Origin of the sequence: Dorea sp. OM07-5, from assembly GCF_003481355.1 — a bacterium.
Taxonomy (GTDB): Bacteria; Bacillota; Clostridia; order Lachnospirales; family Lachnospiraceae; genus Dorea_D; species Dorea_D hominis.
Map to the genome: position 1 here is coordinate 15,283 of NZ_QUKZ01000021.1, position 17,917 is coordinate 33,199.

The window sequence follows — 17,917 nt, forward strand, 5'->3', positions numbered from 1 at the left end:
ACTAATCAATACAGCCTTCTATTGATACTATACCTTCTACACCAGATTTATTTTGTATCTCTTCAATTGTCATTTCATTATTTAGAATATTTTGTCTATCTAGCCTTGAATTAGTTAAATCTTTCTTCATTCTAAAACCTCCAATTCTCCACTCATCAATTTAATTTAGACAGTATACGGTCACGAGCTTGTTCAGATATAAGTATTTCTTTTGATAATGATAATATTTTATCAAAAATTGGTTGCATTTGTTGTTCTATTGTTAATGATTGTTTTGGATACTGATACATAAAATAATCCACAAATAAAAAGTCCCACCGGGTTGCGCATAAAAATCAGAGGCGTGGTGGGTTCTGTTAACATTATTGTACAGCATTCAATGTTACTGTCAAGATTTCTTTTGTAAAAAATCGGCAACTTCCCATTGTTCCTTAAAATTATGCCAGCATTCATCAATTCCAAATTTTCAGAACATATCTCTTTCAGTCTCCACATGCCTTGACTACCGATCCGATCTTCCAAAGGTGTAAATAAGGTGTAAATTTTACGTTTTCATCCAAGAAACCCATTAAAATCAAGGCTTTTTTTCCATCCCTTAATCATGATGTATGCTGTCGTTACTTACGCAAATATGCGTGGGAAAAGAAGCGGATTACCAGACACAACCCACTTCTCATTATTTTATTTCTATATTACCGATTCATTTTCTCGTCTGTCAGATTTTCCATCTTTTAAACAATACCAAATCCACTGTTCTCTGTCAAAAAATCCTACTTATTTCCGAACTTCTTCCACCTTGCATTCAAACGGCGCCAGTGTCACACCTGCATTTTGCACCTCGAATGCATTGTGGTTCATGGTGATCTTAATCTTTCTGTCTTCGCTCTCTCGGTATACGATCTCAACGCCATCAGTTGAATGCTCAGATATGATTCCCTGTTCGTCTGCCATTTTCTTGAGAAGCTGTTTTAAAATAGTTTCATCCAATCCGCATCCAAGGTAATATACATATCCATCTTTCTGCTTCTTCTTTGTCACTGCTGCGTAGTCCTTGAAGAATACATCATTGTAGCGGAACAGCACTTCTGCATCTGTCACACTGAGCAGGTCACGGAAAATTCCTCCCTCTCCCTGTGTACAACTGAAATCTTCTTCGCCTGCAAGCGGGAATTCCTGTCCTTCCTGAAGACTTTCAGTCTCTGTCACATAGATTCCCGCAAACTCATCAAAGTCAACCGGAAGTACCTTTTTAAACAACAGATTGTTATTTTCATCTTTTACAAAATCACGGAAAGTCAGAACCAGCGTTCCGCCGTTCTCGGTAAATTCTTTCACCTGCTTCTGGAAATCCGGTTTCGCAATGATCATCTGTGGAAGAATCACGATCTTATAACCAGAAAGAGTACTTCCCGCCGAAATCACATCCACCGGAACATTTGCATCAAAGAATACTTTATGGAACTTCTTCATCTCTGCTTCGCAGTCGAGAAGGAAACTTTGTCTTTGGATACGGAATGCTGCAAGCGAATCATAATCATATACGATTGCAACTTCACTTTTAACCGGTGCGCTCAGTTCTTTTTCGTAATTCTTAATCTCATTAAAGAATCCCTGTACTTCGTGAAACTTTCTACGTTTAACATTATCTGCATCCAAGATTCCATAACAGAACTGCTCTGCCCCTTTTGTTGCACCTCTGTATCGGAAATACATCAGCGATTCGCAACCTCTCGCCATACTCTGATAAGACCAGAGCTTTGCCTGATTCGGGCGTGGAGCAAATCCGGTTACATCATGTCCCTGTGCTCCCATGATCGCTTCTGTGATCCAGAAGTTTTCCCGTTTGAGCCCACGGATATAATCCAGTCCAAATGCAATTTCATTTGCAGGAAGCGGCTCTTTCTGCCCTCCCCATACCGGGTAATTGTTGTAAGCTACCACATCCAGATTCTTTGCAACTTCTGAATAATCTACGTGCTTTCCAAGTCCTCCGCCCGGGAAGTCATGCATCACAACCGCATCTGGAATGATTTCCTTAAGAAGCGCTGTCTGGAAATTTGCAAATTTTACAATGCTTTCGCTGCGGAATCTTTCCCAGTCCAGACGAAGTGCCGGATTGTGTGTGGTAATGGTCTTGGATGGAAGTGGGATCTCATCAAATCCGTTGTATTCCTGTGACCAGAATGTGGTTCCGTAAATTTCGTTCAACTTATCAATATTTCCCTCGAATTTCTGCTCAAGGAATCCCTGGAATGCGCAGCGGCATTTCGGACAGTAGCAGATGTCACTGTCTTCATGTCCCAGCTCATTGTCAATCTGCCATGCCACGATCGCATCTTCATTTTTATAATGCTCAGCCTGTGCGCGGATGATCTTCTCTGAGTACTCATACATCACATCGCTGTTAAAGCAATATACATGGCGTCCACCAAAAGTGCGGACGGTTCCGTCTTCAAACTCTGACAGGATATCCGGATGCTTTTTCACAAGCCATGCCGGAATGGTCGCTGTCGGAGTTCCCATGATCACCTTCAGACCTTTTTCTTTTGCCTTTTCAATTACACGGTCAAAAAAGGAAAAATCATAATTTCCTTCTGTTTTTTCCATCAGATGCCATGCGAACTCTGCGATACGGATCACATTGCATCCAAGCTCACAGATATTTTCCAGATCTTCTTCTAAAAAAGCCTCATCCCACTGTTCCGGATAATAATCAACTCCACGCCACATATTACTGTTCCTTTCTCTTACGAAGTTCGTCACGAATCATTTTATAAGTTTCTCCATCCCTCTACTCCTTATTTAGTAAAGTTTTGCTTTCGCTTTTCCATACGTTTTTATGCATTTTCTTTTGTTTTATTGCGTTTATTTTTCGTATCTTGTGAAATGAATATATCATTGTAAAAATATTTAGTCAATATTTTTACGCAAACTTTTACTTAAAGAAAACTATTTTCATGAAATGTTTACTAAATTGGCTTGTCGTTTTTGTGGAAATTGCCGCATAGAAAATGTAGCCTGACACATTCTCACTTCAAGTGCATTGTGGAATACCAGCGACATCTCTATCCATTTTATACGCTTCCTCTGTCCACCAAACTGCACGGAACAATAATCTTCTTCGGAAGTGAATTCTTCTTCCACAGAAGTTCCATACACATCACTGTCGACTCCACGCTTTCTCTCATATATACTTCGACCGAAGAAAGCGGCGGATTGGAAAACTCCGAGAAGCTGGTGTTGTTAAATGTAATGACACCTATTTGTCCTGGAAGCAGAATCTCCCTTTCATGCAACGCCTTTACAAGTCCCGGCGCTACCGCATCACTCGATGCAAAAATCGCGTCCGGATACTCCTCCGGCGTGTGGCTGTCCAGATACTCCAGCACTTTCTGGCAGCTGCTTCTCGAATTCATCTCGCAGTCTATGACCAGACTCTCATCAAACCGATTCTGATTATTCAGTGTATTTTTATAATAGTAATAACGTGGGTCCATCGTCAGCTTCTTGTCGTCGCCAAGGGTATCCACACTTCCAAGATATGCAATCCGCTCTTTGCCTTTTGCCTCAAAGCATTGCAGTACTTCACGGATTGCCAGGTGATAATTCGGCACAATACTGTAATACTTCATATCATCCGGTGAAGAATCCAAAAATACGATGTTGTCCGTATATTGATGGAAATCCTGAATCTCCTCCGGACTGAATCTTCCGATTGCAATCAGTCCGTCAATCGGACGGTCATCATTCTTGGTAAATCTTTTCTTCTCATCCCGGTAAAGCATGACAGTCGTCCATTTCTTTTCAAAACATGCTTCATCCAAACGGTTCTTCAGCATAATATAATAGATATCTTCCATCTGCTCCTGCATCTCGAACATCTGCGCAATCCCGATTCTGCGCTCCGGAAGGTTCTGGCTTTCTGTCATCGCTTCTACTGATGCCTTTTTTCCTGTATCTCTCTGACGCTTACTGTATCTCTGACTTACCGTCTTATATCCAAGCTCACATGCCACGGTAACTATATTTTCTCTGGTCTCATCTGACACATTTAAGTTCGGATCACCATTCAGAACTCTCGAAACCGTGCTTTGAGAAACCTTTACCTTTTCAGCGATATCTTTTAATGTAGCCACATCATTTACCCCTTTGACTAAAATCTTTACTTAAATAATATCACACTTTCAGGGTTTCCAAAAGATATTTTTACAAACTGCCTGCTACACCGATGTTGCTGTTTGTGATCATATTTTATTATCCTTTTTATCATATTCAATATTTGAATTTCCGACGGATTTCTCTCTTTTTTCTGAGGGACATTCTGAGGGACATTCCGAAGGACATCCTGAGAGACATTGTAATTCAAATTTGGCATCACAACTGTAAACCGATACCGATCTGATCTAAAAGACGGCTTACACTTATATAGTACTAAATGGGGCTATTGCTCCATAAATTGATATGCTCCCTTCTAAATAAACAAGATTTTATTATTTCTCTTGTCTACTTAGAAGGGAGCATATCAGTTGACTGAAAAGCAACAAGAAAGCGGCTTCTTTTTTGTGAATGTCCATTTTTTATATAATCATATTACATACCATCAGAAAGAATCTGTCTTTGCTGTATTTTTTTATTTCATACAGGATATCCTCACTCTTGATAAATCTGCTGTTTTCAGGGAATCTCCTAAATGCATTGCCAAATTCATCCTCTCCATAACTAAACTGGCACTCTGATGAAAATTTTCCGCAATAGTCCACAATTCCAAAAGAATTACTGGTCGCATACTCTTTCCCTGTTAGCATGAGTTTATTTGCTATGATATTCAAAATAATAGATTTTCCAGAACCATTATTCCCATATAACACGGTGATTGGTGCAAATATGAACGGATCTATGTCTTTTCGATGAAACACATTATATGGATATATATTAGGATTTTTAATGCTTCTGTCACTTAATTTAAAACTGCTGAGATATATCATTAAAAAATACCCCTTCATCTATAAACTTATATTTTTCAAATCAGCAAACCATTCTTTTACCCTTCAGCACAAATTTCATCATAATCTTCATACATAATTCGTATTCCACACTCCTCACTTTCTACATGGTAATGTCCCGCATACCACTCTGTAAAATCTAACCTGTCATAAATCTTCTGTAGCCATTTTTCCGTTGTCTTGTCCACTGCTGATTGAGCAAGCCCTGGAATAAACGCCCACACTGGTTCCGCTTCAATCGGTACTGTATGCGAGAGTACGATATCCACATTCCACTTGGCTTTATCTAACTGCTGTTCCACATATTCTTTTATCACTTCATCCGGCTGTTCTGATTCAAACCATGGTAATCCGTTTCGTATCCTATAATATTTGTCAACGCTGTATGCACCACCGATTGGCATCACTTTCTTTCCATGAAAATTATATATTTCTCCATCTTTTGCGAACAAAATATTCGGATACTGTTCTTCCACTTTTGCGCTACGATATACAGCGAGCTGTAGACGTAAACTTTCTATAATAAATGAAAAAAACGAATAAACAACATGCATAAATTTTTTATTGAAAATCAGAGAAAATTAATACTTAATCCAAAAATATTCTATTTTATTTTCCTCCTTTGGTGATTATACTAAGGTCAGTCATTAAGAAAGACATGTTTTAAAACAAATTTCACAAAACGGGAGGAAAACAACAATGAAAAAAAGAAAAGTAGTTGCATCAATGATGGCAGTAATACTCGCATTATCATTGGCAGGATGTGGATCTTCAGGATCTTCAGGATCTTCAGACTCATCTGACACTAAGGTAGCGAACAAGGACAAACCACTTTGCTGGTTTAACCGTCAGCCATCTAACAGCTCAACAGGAGAGCTTGACAAAGATGCTCTTAGCTTCAACAAAAATACTTACTATGTAGGTTTCGATGCTAACCAGGGAGCTGAACTTCAGGGACAGATGGTTCTTGATTACATCAAAGCTAACATCGACAAGATCGATAGAAACGGTGACGGAGTTATCGGATATGTTCTTGCAATCGGTGATATCGGACACAACGATTCAATCGCTCGTACACGTGGAGTTCGTAAAGCACTCGGAACAGGTATTGAAGAGAAGAAAGAAATCAACTCTAAACCAGCTGGAACAAACGTAGATGGAAAATCTAAAATTGTTAAAGACGCAACACTTGAAGTTAATGGAAAGAAATACACAGTTCGTGAGCTTGCTTCTCAGGAAATGAAGAATGCAGCAGGAGCTACATGGGATGCCGCTACAGCAGGTAACGCTATCGGAACATGGAAAGCTTCTTTCGGAGATAAGATCGACGTAGTTGTTTCTAACAACGATGGTATGGGAATGTCAATGTTCAACGCATGGGCTAAGAAAAACAAAGTACCTACATTCGGATACGATGCAAACAGTGACGCTGTAGCAGCTATCGCAGAAGGATACGGCGGAACAATTTCTCAGCATGCAGACGTTCAGGCGTACCTGACACTGAGAGTTCTTCGTAACGCTCTTGACGGAGTAGACATTAACACAGGTATCGGAACAAAAGATGATGCTGGTAACTGTCTGAAAGAAGGCGAAGATTACAGATATAGCGAAGAAGAGAGATCTTACTACGCATTAAACATTGCTGTAACAGCTGATAACTATAAAGACTTTACAGATTCAACAGTAGTATACAAAAAAGTTGCTAACCAGCTTGATGCTAAGAAGAGCCCAGAAAAGAAAGTATGGCTTAACATCTACAATGCTTCAGATAACTTCTTAAGCTCAACATATCAGCCGCTTCTTGAGAACTACGATGACCTTCTCAATCTGAAAGTTGACTACATCGGTGGAGATGGACAGACAGAGTCTAACATCACAAACCGTCTTGGAAACCCAGACGAGTATGACGCATTTGCAATTAACATGGTTAAAACAGACAATGCATCTTCATACACAGAACTTCTCAAATAATTAAAGTTCGTAAACTGGTAAATGAATGAAACAATAGAGGGGTGTCAGTGATGATACCTCTCTTTCAATAAGAAAAGGAAGCAGAGCTATGACAGAAGATAAGAATAAATACATCTTATCGATTAATGGCATGAGTAAATCATTCGGTAGAAATAAAGTACTGAAGGGTATCAACATGAATGTGAAACCTGGAACCATTATGGGACTTATGGGTGAAAACGGTGCCGGAAAATCGACGATGATGAAATGTCTCTTTGGAACTTATCAGAAAGATGAGGGGACAATAATATTAGATGGCAAAGAAGTAAACTTCTCAGGACCGAAGGATGCACTGGAGAACGGTGTAGCGATGGTACATCAGGAGTTGAACCAGTGTCTTGAAAGAAGCGTTATTGACAATATGTTCCTTGGTCGATATCCAAAGAATTCACTTGGAGTTATCGACGAGGGAAGAATGAAAAAAGAAACAGCACAGTTGTTCAGAAAGCTTGGAATCACAGCAAACCTGACACAGCCTATGAAGAAGATGTCTGTATCTCAGAGACAGATGTGTGAGATTGCAAAAGCAATTTCTTATAATTCTAAGGTAATCGTTTTGGATGAGCCTACATCATCCCTGACAGCACCAGAGGTTGAAAAACTTTTCAAAATGATGCGTCAGCTGAAAGCACAGGGAATTTCCCTGATCTATATTTCACATAAGATGGACGAAATTTTCAATATCTGTGATGAGATCTCCGTACTGCGAGATGGTAGCCTTGTTATGACAAAAGAGAGCAAGAACACAGATATGAACGAATTGATTGCAGCCATGGTTGGTCGTTCTCTGGATAACAGATTCCCGCCTGTTGACAATGAACCGGGAGAAACCATTTTCTCTGTACAAAATCTTTCAACAAAGTATGCACCAAAACTTCAGAATATTTCCTTTGATATCAAAAAAGGAGAAATCTTTGGATTCTATGGTCTGGTTGGAGCCGGACGTACAGAACTTCTGGAAACTATTTTCGGAATACGTACAAGAGCAGAAGGAAATGTATTATACAACGGTAAAGTTATGAACTTTACATCACCTAAGGATGCAATGGACCACGGATTTGCTCTGATCACAGAGGAAAGAAAGGCCAACGGATTGTTCCTGAAAGGCGATATTACATTTAACACTACGATCGCGAACATGAATCATTACAAAAAAGGTATTGCATTATCACATGACAGAATGGTACGTGCAACTGCTGAGGAAATCAAGGTTATGCATACAAAATGTATGGGACCGGATGATATGATCTCAAACCTTTCCGGAGGAAACCAGCAGAAAGCGATCTTCGGAAAATGGCTAGAACGTTCACCACAGGTATTCATGATGGATGACCCGACCAGAGGTATCGACGTTGGTGCAAAATATGAAATTTACGAACTGATCATTAACATGGCAAAACAGGGAAAGACGATTATCGTTGTTTCCTCAGAGATGCCGGAGATCCTTGGTATTACAAACCGTATCGGAGTTATGTCCAACGGACGTCTCGCAGGTATTGTTAATACAAAGGAAACAGATCAGGAAGAATTATTGAGACTCAGTGCGAAGTATTTGTAACAGAGAGGAGTATTAGAAATGGCAGAAAAGAGCTTTATTATCTCGGCTGAAGAAGAAGCGAAACTTCTCCAACCGATTGATGAATATGTAGGTAAGATTCAGAAACAGATTGACGAATTGCGTATCGAAGGTACAGATAAAGTGAATACTTTAAAGAACCAGATCGCAATCGCAAAAGAAGATAAAAACTTAAGCAAAGAAGAGAGTTCTAAGATTATTGCTAACAGCAAGAAAGAGCTTGAAAAAGCAGTTGCTGTTGAAAATAAAAACAAAGCAACGATCAACAAGCTGATTGCTGACGCTGAAGGATATCTCGCTAAACATTATAATAACGACTATTATAATATCGTAGCTAAGAGCTGCGAAACTGAGATGAAGGACGAAGAGAGCAGATACGCTAAGGTTAAAATGAAACTTCAGGAAGAGCACAAGAAAAAAGTTGCAGCTCTGAAAGACTCTGAAGAGATTAAAGCTGAGAAATATGTATTAAAGAATCACCTCTTTGATGCGGAAATGACTCACGAGTCAAGAGTACAGGAAATCAAAGACAGAAAACATGATGCATATATGCACAAATTCCATTTGATCGACCTTCTGAGAATGTCTGAATTTACACTTTCTCAGCAGTATGCACAGAAGATTGAAAACTATAAATATTCTTTCAATGTAGCACAGTTCTTATACAAGAATGGTCTTTACATTGTAATCATTTTAATCTTCATCGCTCTGTGTATCATTACACCAATCGTAAAGAATACACAGTTATTTACAGCAACTAACATTTTGAATATTTTACAGCAGGCTTCACCTCGTATGTTCTTAGCACTTGGTGTTGCAGGACTGATCCTCTTAACAGGTACAGACCTTTCCGTAGGACGTATGGTTGGTATGGGTATGGTAACATCTACAATCATCATGCATAACGGAATCAACACAGGTACAGTATTCGGACATGTATTTGACTTCTCAAAGATGGCTCCGGTACCGAAAGCTTTATTAGCATTAGGCGTTTGTGTAATCCTGACAACTGTATTCTCTATGATCGCTGGATTCTTCATGGCAAGATTTAAGATGCATCCGTTCATTTCTACAATGGCGAACATGCTTATCATCTTCGGTCTTGTAACATACGCAACAAAAGGTGTTTCCTTCGGTGCGATTGATTCAGAGATTCCGAAAATGTTCATTCCACAGGCTGGAAGATTCCCGACAATCGTACTTTGGGCTGTAGCTGCAGTTGCAATCGTATGGTTCATCTGGAACAAAACAACATTTGGTAAAAACCTCTACGCTGTAGGTGGAAACCCGGAAGCAGCAGCAGTTTCTGGTATTTCCGTATTCAAAGTAACAATGGGAGCATTTATCCTTGCTGGTATCCTTTATGGATTTGGTTCATGGCTTGAGTGTAACCGTATGGTTGGTTCAGGTAGTGCAGCTTACGGACAAGGATGGGATATGGATGCCATTGCAGCCTGCGTAGTTGGTGGTGTATCATTTACTGGTGGTATCGGTAAGATTTCCGGAGTTGTAACTGGTGTACTTATCTTCACATCTCTTACATACTCTCTGACAATCCTTGGTATTGATACAAACCTTCAGTTCATCTTCGAAGGTATTATCATCCTCGCAGCCGTAACACTTGACTGTCTGAAATATGTCCAGAAGAAATAATTAAATTGTCCTTCCATTAAGTGGATGTACATAAAGGAAGCTGCCGCCCCGCGATTTCTTAATCGCGGGGCGGCAGCTTCCTTTTTTTTGTGTGCGTAGAGGGCTGATTGGTGTTGTCTTGCGGACACCAGTAACAACCCACAATCACACATCAAAAAACCCCGACCGCACCGGCCGGGGTTTTTCTTGCCCGAAATATATTCTACTTATTCAAAAAATGCTCTCTATTCGGATATTCCTCTCTAAAAGCAAGAAGTGCCGCTTCCTTAAGCAGTGCGAATTCTTTCTCCATACGAAGCATCCGCGGTGCCTTAAAAGCAATAATACTGACCTGCTCTGCAAGCTTCTTTGCAACGCCTTCGTCTGAAAGCTGTCCCATTCCAAATACGAGAGAAGTAAATCCTCTGCCTCCGCGGCTCACTTCAAAGTAACGCTTGAATGCATTCTGAAGTTCCGCCAGAAGTACTTCTTTGTACAGTTCATCCTGTAGTCTTACTGCGGATAACCCCAATGTGGAAAGGATTTTTGCAGCCTGCTTTCTGCGCATGCCACCGATATCGATTGTCGTTGCCTCTGCCATGCCTTTTAATTCCACAAAGCCTCCGACAAATTCATCTTTTCTTGGTCTGCGTTTTCCATAGCGCACAACCCACAATTCTTTCCTGCATGCATTTCTTTTCGCTTCCTCACTCGCCTCCTCACCGGCTGCATCTTCTCCATGCGCCTCCAGCATTTCCATTCGCTTCACCGGATCGGTTTCCTCATAAAACTGTGCTACCCATGTATTGTCCATTTTTCTATCCTTTCGCTCTCTTCTCACGCTATCTCACGCTATCTATACTTATTTTTCCTAATAACTTCTCCGGACTATTTTTCCAAGAACTCATCTACATTCTCCTCATCTACCTGACGGTATTCAGAGACATAATATCTGCCGTCCGTCAGCTGGCTTCGATACTTGTTGTCCCCGCGAAATACTTCCACAGACAACTTCGCAAGCTCACTTGCCTGGTCTTCGTTGTCGTTGTAGACAGTTCCTTGCATCTGGCCGTTCTTGATCGCATTCAGAGCATCCTCCAGCCCGTCAATTCCGAAAATCACCGGCCAATCATTTCCTCTGTATCCGGCCTTTCTGCAAGCCTCCACAGCGCCCAATGCCATCTCGTCGTTATTTGAAATAACAAGTTCGATTTCTTTGCCATATTGCTGGATGAGACGGGTCATTCGATTTTCCGCCTGCCCACGGTTCCAGTCTGCAAACTGATAGCTTAATTTTTCTAATTTCACATCGTGTTCGATCAGTGTCTTTACTGCATAGTCCGTTCGGCTAATGGCATCCTGGTGACCGGCCTCACCTTCTAAAAGAACATACTGTATCTTGCCATCTTTGTTCACATCCACCTCCGGATGATTTTTAAGGTAGTTTGCAACAATTTCACCTTGCATTACGCCAGACTGCTCTGCGTCACATCCGACATAATATAGTTTCTCCCACTGCATAATGTCTTCTTTTACCGGCTCACGGTTAAAGAAAATGATCGGTATACTTTCTTGTTTCGCCATCCTTATAATGCGGGATGGCGCTGTTCTGTCAACGAGATTTACACAAAGCACGTCACATCCAGCGTCGATCATTTCTTCTACGATCTCATTTTGATCCTGCTGGTTATCATCTCCATTTTTCACAGACACGATAATCTTAAAATCTTCGGATTCCATTTCCTTGAAATTCTCTTTCAATTTATCTGTCATAGCATTGATAAATGGATCATCCTGGGTGTACGTTACGACACCAACTCGAAGAATATTATTGGACTTCGGCTTTTCCTTTCCACATCCAGATGCGAGAAGGGTGAGCATTAATGTAACTGCGATCACACGTTTATACTTTCTGTTTCTTTCATTTCTTTTACTCATAGGAATACATGAACCTTTCCATATTGTCATCTAAAGAAAATATTGGTTTGCTAAATATCTTTATATCTGTCTCATGACCTTTGATTCGATAAAATCTGCGGTTCAGTTTCTGCGCAATCTCTTCTACGCTCTTGTAGCCGACGGAATAGGTATCCGGAACGATAAGGCCGTTGAGCACTCCGTCATCAAGCAAGACGATTGCCTTTTCACTGCTGCCAATTCCATATATTTCTGCCTTGCTGTATGTGCCTTGCTCCGATTTCTCGCCAAGCTCTTCCAACGCTTTCGAATCCAGCACGACTAGGGCGTCCACATCACTTTTCTGGGCTACACTTTCACAGATGTCCTGTCCTTTTTGACGGTAATAGCACCAGCTGATTTCATTTTCGGTATCTTTAAGCACGTCTTTCAAACCTTTGATCATCTGACGATTTGCCGCAGACTCTCGCCAGTCGGCTACAATTCCTACCGTCTTCTTCTTTTTGCCAATCTGCTTTCCTAATGTTGTACCGATTTTATAATAATCCGGCCCGATCACTGCACCAAGCGATTTTTTCGCCGATTCCGAAGTCGCTTTATTCTGAGACGCCCTGTCTGAAGATTGCCCATTAATCAACTGCGTTCCGTTATAAAATTCATCCATAATAAGAATATACGGGATGCCGGAGCACTGCTTTTTGATCATTTTTTCGGTGTCCGCACCCGGCGCCGGGCAAATGATAAATGCATCGATATCATTATTTTTCTGTTCATTTATGATTTCTTTTTCCGTCTCCGTACTGTCAATCTTATCCGTATTGCAGATGATCATATGAAGACCATTGATATCCGCCGCCTGCTTCAGGCCTTTTATAAGCGAATCCCAGCGGTTGTCACCCGATTCGGAGAGAATGACTGCCACTCGCTTCTCCGGCACATTTTTATCGAAAATCTTCAACACGAAAAACAATGCCAGCACAAGCAAAATCGTCTCCAGCACGAGGAAGGTTATTTTATTTTTTTTCATCTAAATTCCTCCCCTGCGTGTATTTTTGCATTTCCAGCATTTCCGCATTCTCAGGCGTATGCAAAATCGCCGGAATGTGGATTACAACTTTCGTTCCCTCATCCGGTTCGCTGTACACTTCCAGTCCATACTGCTCACCGAACATAAGCTTGATTCTCGAATGTACGTTAATAACACCTACGCCGGAACCGTGCTTTGGAACTTTATTATTATTTGTCAAAATATTTTCCAACACTTCTTCGCGCATGCCCATTCCATTATCCTCAATGGAAATGTAAATGTCATCGCCTTTCTTCTCACCGCGCACGATGATCTTGCCGTCATCGTCCTCATCCATATTTCCAACGCCATAGTAAATTGCATTTTCCAAGATCGGCTGAATGACTAATTTTACAATGCAATATTTTTCAATCTCTTCATCAATCTGAAATTCCATCTTAAAACGCTCTTTATAGCGCACAAGCTGTATATTCATATAACTTCGGCTGTGCTGCAATTCATCCTTGATAGAAATAATTGTCTTTCCCCGGGACAAACTGACACGCAAAAGTTTCGCAAGCTCTGAAATCATAACGACAGCACCTTCATTTTTGTATGCCTCGATCATCCACGTGATCGACTCCAGCGTATTATAAAGAAAATGTGGATTGATCTGGCTCTGCAATGCATCCAGCTCGCTCTTTCTTCGCTCATTCTGCTGGCGGATGATCTCTTCCATCAAAGTCTCAATCTGCTCGTAAGACTTCTGAACGGAATATCCCAAATGTCGGATCTCCGTAGAACCTCCAATGTAAATGTCCGGTTTTCCACCGGCCTCATGGTCTTTTACGGACTCTTCCAGCTGGCGGATCGGTTTGGAAATCTTTCGGGAAACTAATCTATTTCCATAAAGGAGCATCATCAGAAGAATTGTGATCGTCGTAAATACATAGTAACGGAATCGATTGATGCTTGCAGTCTGCACACTCTCCGGCACAACACCGACAAGTTTCCATCCGGTATATGCAATACTTCCGACAACAATGCTTTCCCTATGGCCATCCGCATTGATGGAATACGTTCCATCTTCGTATTTGGCTGTTCCGACACTCTTTTCGTTAAAAAGCCCTCGGTCCATCTCTGCTCTTCTCGGATGGTAAATAATTTCTCCATCGCGGCTGATAAGATAATAGTAAATGCCTTCCGAAGAGTCATTGATCTGTTTTAACACATCCTCAATAACCGAATATTTCATATCCACTAAGAGGACACCACTTCGCGGCTTATCGCCGTCGTTGACATCCACATAGCGGCTCAGCGAAACAACTCGATGGAAACGGTAAGAACCATCCGCAAAAAGATTTTGGATATGCGGAACGGAGAAATGGATATTTTCAATTGCGTCCTCCGCATTCCGGTACCAGTCCTGCCTTGTTACGTCTATTTTCTTCTCCACCGATACCGGCTCAGAACTGATAAGTTTCCCATCACTTCCATACAGCGCCACGCTCTGCACCTTGTCCGAATTCGTTTCGTACAGAAGACTGAACTGCTCGGTAAATTCACGGCTGGAAATGTCAAATTCCTGAACGATATTGTAGTTCGCCGCATTGAAAATCTGACGCATATCCAAAAGATCCGCATTTACACGGTCCACCATACTCTCTACGTTCGATTCTGTATTCGCAACCGCCATTCGATCAATGGCGAGCTTGAAACGGTGATAGAGCAAAAATCCCATAACAACGATTGTCACAACAGTGATCGCCATAAGCACCGACATGATGATCGACTGGATGTTGAATGTTATATTTTCTTTTGAAAATTTTCTCAATCTGTTTTTCACGCTATTCTATTCCCTTCACGTGCATTATTTTTTCGCAGATGCCCGGTATTTGGAAGGTGAAACACCAAATTTCTTCTTAAATACGTAACTGAAATAGTTCGCATCCAGATACCCTACCTTCTCTGCGATCGTGTAACTCTTCTCATCTGTGTTAAGAACCAGGTCCTCTGCGATATCCATTCGGTAATCTGTCAGATAAGAAATAAAAGACTTTCCTACTTCTTTTTTGAAAATAGATGAAAAGTAAGAGTTCGACACACCAAGCTGTGCACACACTTCATCGAGCGAAATGTCGGCCTCCATATATCGGTCTTTCACAATGTTCTGGGCGTCTACGATCAGTCTTTTCGATGTATTATTTCTGGCATTCATAAGACAGTCGCTGATTGCCATAGACATATTGACCGTCCAGTTTGTAAGCAAGCTTTCATCCATCTGTGATACTTTTTCGTAAATATTTTGCGAATATCCGGAAATCTCATTGAAATCAAGCGAGTTATTTGTACAGAAGCGAACAAATCTGCTGACAATCTCTAATGTTGCCAGATTATGCTGGCTGATTGTCTCTGTATTTTTATAAATTTTCTCAATTTCCTTGTGTGCCATCTCCTTAATCTCTTCCGGATCACCGATACGGATCGCGCGAAGAAGCTCCTGCATGCTGATCTCTTCCGGCTGCGCTGTCTGCTTCTGCTCTTTTGGGACAATCTCTCCGATGTTGATGGCGCGCTTTGTACCATACAGCACACGATAAGAAATGGCATCTCTCGCCCCTTCATAAGAAATGCTGATGTCACGAAGGCTGTCACACACCGTTCCGATTCCTGCCGTAACGACTGCTCCCATAATTCGATAAGCCCAACGGCAGAATCTGTCGCAGGCATCTGTCACCTGTGCCATCTTCTCCTTTGAATCAAGTTCCAAAATAAGAAGCGTATTGCCCATGTAAATAAATTCCTTGCATTCCCACTCTTCTACGAGCCGGTCTTTGATCTCGCGCTCTACGGACATGGAAAGAAGCAACGGATCCATTCCATCCGGCACATGATTTGCAGAAGTATGAAAGATCACACAGCAAAAATGCGGTCCTTTCATATCAAGCTGATACGCCTGTAAAAACCGGTCATAATCCTCTTCACCAACTCTTCCTTCGATAAGCGAAATAAGAAAATTCGACTGCAGCTTCGGCAGTGCCTCCTGAAAGTAATTATTTAATTTCTTTACATTCAATTTTTCTTCTCGCTCTCGATCCAGTGTCTCTTTCAAGTCCTCAAGACTTGCAGACAGTTCTGTCGAGTTGATCGGCTTCAACATATATTCTTTGATTTCTAAATGCACCGCTTCCTTTGCATACTCAAATTCATCGAAACCGGTACAAATCATAATGTAAATATTCGGATAATCCTCGTTCAGTCTTCTCGCAAGCTGCAACCCGTTCATGTAAGGCATCTTAATGTCCGTAAGCACAACGTCCGGCTGGAGCTTCTCCACAAGCTCTAATGCTTTCACGCCGTTCGTTGCACTGCCCACAACCTTGAATCCAAGATCATTCCAATGAATCTTTTGCTCCATAATATCAATAACTTCCACTTCATCATCTACCAGAAGTACTTTATAACGCTCCATACTAATCCCCTTTACTTCCTTTGGTCATTCTGCCTTTTATTATAGCAGAATATGCCCTCGTGCAACATAGTTTTTATAGTTAATGATAATTTTGCCCGGGGGAGGCGCTGGCCCCCAAGACAACACCAATCAGCCCTCTACGCACACACAAAAAAGGAAGCTGCACTACCTGAACCAACCATACGGTTACACTCAATCATCATAGAGTTTCATCTTTTCCGAGGTCAACTGTCGGCTCTGTTTTTGCAATTCTGCAGTATTGATTTCTTTGTAGTCGCATTGCCTTTTGGAAGATACCCGTGACCAGGATGTCGGCAGTCTGGGCGAGCGTAATGTTTTGAATAAAATCTACAATGCTCTGGTGAAAAAATATAATCTGTCCACAAGCCTTGTTCTGTATGTTTTTGTGCATGATAAGAAAGAAAACTGATTCCACCGCATGGATCAGTTCTCTTTAAATAATGGCTACTTCATTTTTCTCTTTTTATATAATCCTACAATCAAACCAAGACTAACAATCGCTATTAAAAACCATGCTACTATGAATCTTTAAAACCATTTTCCCAGACCAGCTCATCATTTTTCATGTATTGAATTGGAAATATCGAGAACTTTGCTCCGGAAAGAGTCACTTCTTTATCCGAACTATTTCTCTCCTTGTAAATAATTTGAATGCTTCCTGTTCTGCTTCCTGCTTCTGCATGGATTGTTGAAATATCTATAAAACCACCGACAAGAAAAAGCATAACGAATAAAATAATGTGAATACTTTGGTACTAGAATATAATCTGTATTTACTGATATCACGTTTTTCACATAAAGATGCTGTGCGATTATATGTAAAAAGGTGACTGTTCTTAATCAAAATAAAAATGGCGAAGTGCTTATCGTAACACTCCGCCGAAAGCCTCAAACGATAAAATCCAATTGACTTTAATGCCTTCTCTAGCCCCTTATCATACGATTATTATTGATCGTGTTTCTAAATGCATTACCATACCGATTTCAGTGTTCTCACACTCCATGTTGGGGAGTTATTAACGAAATCAAGTGCTTTCTTTGACTTAAATGAAAATTTAACCTTTTTAATTGTACTGTCTTTTACATTCTTATAAGTCTTTGTTGTTGATGCGTAAATCTTATTATCGACTCCAACTCCAACCTTCACTTTATAAGTTTTAAGCTTAAAAATACGATTGTTTACAACATATCCTGTAACTGTTACCTTGCCATTGTAATAACTCATTTCCCACGGTACAACAGACTGTCTAATGAATCCATTTTCATTATGATTGTTCAGG

At 40.8% G+C, this 17,917-nt stretch carries 14 protein-coding genes; 3 read left to right on the forward strand and 11 right to left on the reverse strand.

The genetic code is table 11. The annotated features are described in order from the left end of the window. Nucleotide 1: 1 nt before the first annotated feature. From DXC04_RS16050 to DXC04_RS14150, 5 genes are all read right to left on the reverse strand, one after another. Nucleotides 2–130: a hypothetical protein gene (locus DXC04_RS16050; protein WP_279220509.1), complete on the reverse strand. Its 129-nt coding sequence runs from the start codon at nucleotides 128–130 to the stop codon at nucleotides 2–4. Between the two features lie 644 nt (nucleotides 131–774). Beyond that, complete coding sequence (locus tag DXC04_RS14130; RefSeq protein WP_118661258.1) at nucleotides 775–2,730, reverse strand: beta-galactosidase; 1,956 nt, start codon at nucleotides 2,728–2,730, stop codon at nucleotides 775–777. 344 nt (nucleotides 2,731–3,074) lie between these two features. Further along, the gene (locus DXC04_RS14135; RefSeq protein ID WP_118520326.1) at nucleotides 3,075–4,136 is read right to left on the reverse strand and encodes a LacI family DNA-binding transcriptional regulator; all 1,062 of its coding nucleotides are present in this window, start codon (nucleotides 4,134–4,136) and stop codon (nucleotides 3,075–3,077) included. 441 nt (nucleotides 4,137–4,577) lie between these two features. Then, nucleotides 4,578–5,003 carry an AAA family ATPase gene (locus DXC04_RS14145; RefSeq protein WP_243112165.1) on the reverse strand — a complete coding sequence of 142 codons (426 nt, stop codon included), beginning with the start codon at nucleotides 5,001–5,003 and terminating at the stop codon, nucleotides 4,578–4,580. Between the two features lie 38 nt (nucleotides 5,004–5,041). Then, a complete protein-coding gene (locus DXC04_RS14150) occupies nucleotides 5,042–5,557 on the reverse strand; it encodes a hypothetical protein (protein ID WP_118661260.1) in 516 nt (171 codons plus the stop codon). Nucleotides 5,558–5,702: 145 nt separating this feature from the next. Between DXC04_RS14150 and DXC04_RS14155 the strand changes: the two genes are divergently transcribed. The 3 genes from DXC04_RS14155 (at nucleotide 5,703) to DXC04_RS14165 (ending at nucleotide 10,242) form a co-directional block, all read left to right on the forward strand. After that, nucleotides 5,703–6,974, forward strand: a complete 1,272-nt coding sequence (locus DXC04_RS14155) for a substrate-binding domain-containing protein (RefSeq protein ID WP_117538048.1) — start codon at nucleotides 5,703–5,705, stop codon at nucleotides 6,972–6,974. 88 nt (nucleotides 6,975–7,062) lie between these two features. Beyond that, nucleotides 7,063–8,571, forward strand: coding sequence for a sugar ABC transporter ATP-binding protein (locus DXC04_RS14160; RefSeq protein ID WP_118661261.1), 1,509 nt, complete (start codon nucleotides 7,063–7,065; stop codon nucleotides 8,569–8,571). 18 nt (nucleotides 8,572–8,589) lie between these two features. Further along, on the forward strand, nucleotides 8,590–10,242 hold the full coding sequence (locus DXC04_RS14165; RefSeq protein WP_117538046.1) for a galactose/methyl galactoside ABC transporter permease MglC: 1,653 nt from the start codon (nucleotides 8,590–8,592) through the stop codon (nucleotides 10,240–10,242). Nucleotides 10,243–10,444: 202 nt separating this feature from the next. Here DXC04_RS14165 and DXC04_RS14170 read toward each other — a convergent pair whose 3' ends face one another. The 6 genes from DXC04_RS14170 to DXC04_RS15635 form a co-directional block, all read right to left on the reverse strand. Further along, the gene (locus DXC04_RS14170) at nucleotides 10,445–11,035 is read right to left on the reverse strand and encodes a DUF6553 family protein (protein ID WP_118520333.1); all 591 of its coding nucleotides are present in this window, start codon (nucleotides 11,033–11,035) and stop codon (nucleotides 10,445–10,447) included. Nucleotides 11,036–11,109: 74 nt separating this feature from the next. Beyond that, the gene (locus tag DXC04_RS14175; protein WP_021860341.1) at nucleotides 11,110–12,159 is read right to left on the reverse strand and encodes a galactose ABC transporter substrate-binding protein; all 1,050 of its coding nucleotides are present in this window, start codon (nucleotides 12,157–12,159) and stop codon (nucleotides 11,110–11,112) included. Next, nucleotides 12,152–13,165, reverse strand: a complete 1,014-nt coding sequence (locus DXC04_RS14180) for a sugar ABC transporter substrate-binding protein (protein WP_021860340.1) — start codon at nucleotides 13,163–13,165, stop codon at nucleotides 12,152–12,154. Before DXC04_RS14180 ends, DXC04_RS14175 begins: the two co-directional genes overlap by 8 nt. Further along, nucleotides 13,152–14,927, reverse strand: coding sequence for a cache domain-containing sensor histidine kinase (locus DXC04_RS14185; RefSeq protein WP_117538087.1), 1,776 nt, complete (start codon nucleotides 14,925–14,927; stop codon nucleotides 13,152–13,154). Before DXC04_RS14185 ends, DXC04_RS14180 begins: the two co-directional genes overlap by 14 nt. A gap of 87 nt (nucleotides 14,928–15,014) precedes the next feature. Beyond that, complete coding sequence (locus DXC04_RS14190) at nucleotides 15,015–16,616, reverse strand: response regulator (protein WP_117538043.1); 1,602 nt, start codon at nucleotides 16,614–16,616, stop codon at nucleotides 15,015–15,017. 991 nt (nucleotides 16,617–17,607) lie between these two features. Then, nucleotides 17,608–17,917: hypothetical protein (locus DXC04_RS15635; protein ID WP_158580517.1), on the reverse strand; the 310-nt coding region annotated here is incomplete at its 5' end.

Coding starts and splice junctions, on each gene's coding strand:
- DXC04_RS14185 (WP_117538087.1), bottom strand. CDS start 14,927: ATGTCGGTGCTTATGGCGATCACTGTTGTGACAATCGTTGTTATGGGA.
- DXC04_RS14175 (WP_021860341.1), bottom strand. CDS start 12,159: ATGAGTAAAAGAAATGAAAGAAACAGAAAGTATAAACGTGTGATCGCA.
- DXC04_RS14170 (WP_118520333.1), bottom strand. CDS start 11,035: ATGGACAATACATGGGTAGCACAGTTTTATGAGGAAACCGATCCGGTG.
- DXC04_RS14150 (WP_118661260.1), bottom strand. CDS start 5,557: ATGCATGTTGTTTATTCGTTTTTTTCATTTATTATAGAAAGTTTACGT.
- DXC04_RS14130 (WP_118661258.1), bottom strand. CDS start 2,730: ATGTGGCGTGGAGTTGATTATTATCCGGAACAGTGGGATGAGGCTTTT.
- DXC04_RS14165 (WP_117538046.1), top strand. CDS start 8,590: ATGGCAGAAAAGAGCTTTATTATCTCGGCTGAAGAAGAAGCGAAACTT.
- DXC04_RS14160 (WP_118661261.1), top strand. CDS start 7,063: ATGACAGAAGATAAGAATAAATACATCTTATCGATTAATGGCATGAGT.
- DXC04_RS14155 (WP_117538048.1), top strand. CDS start 5,703: ATGAAAAAAAGAAAAGTAGTTGCATCAATGATGGCAGTAATACTCGCA.
- DXC04_RS14190 (WP_117538043.1), bottom strand. CDS start 16,616: ATGGAGCGTTATAAAGTACTTCTGGTAGATGATGAAGTGGAAGTTATT.
- DXC04_RS16050 (WP_279220509.1), bottom strand. CDS start 130: ATGAAGAAAGATTTAACTAATTCAAGGCTAGATAGACAAAATATTCTA.
- DXC04_RS14145 (WP_243112165.1), bottom strand. CDS start 5,003: ATGAAGGGGTATTTTTTAATGATATATCTCAGCAGTTTTAAATTAAGT.
- DXC04_RS14180 (WP_021860340.1), bottom strand. CDS start 13,165: ATGAAAAAAAATAAAATAACCTTCCTCGTGCTGGAGACGATTTTGCTT.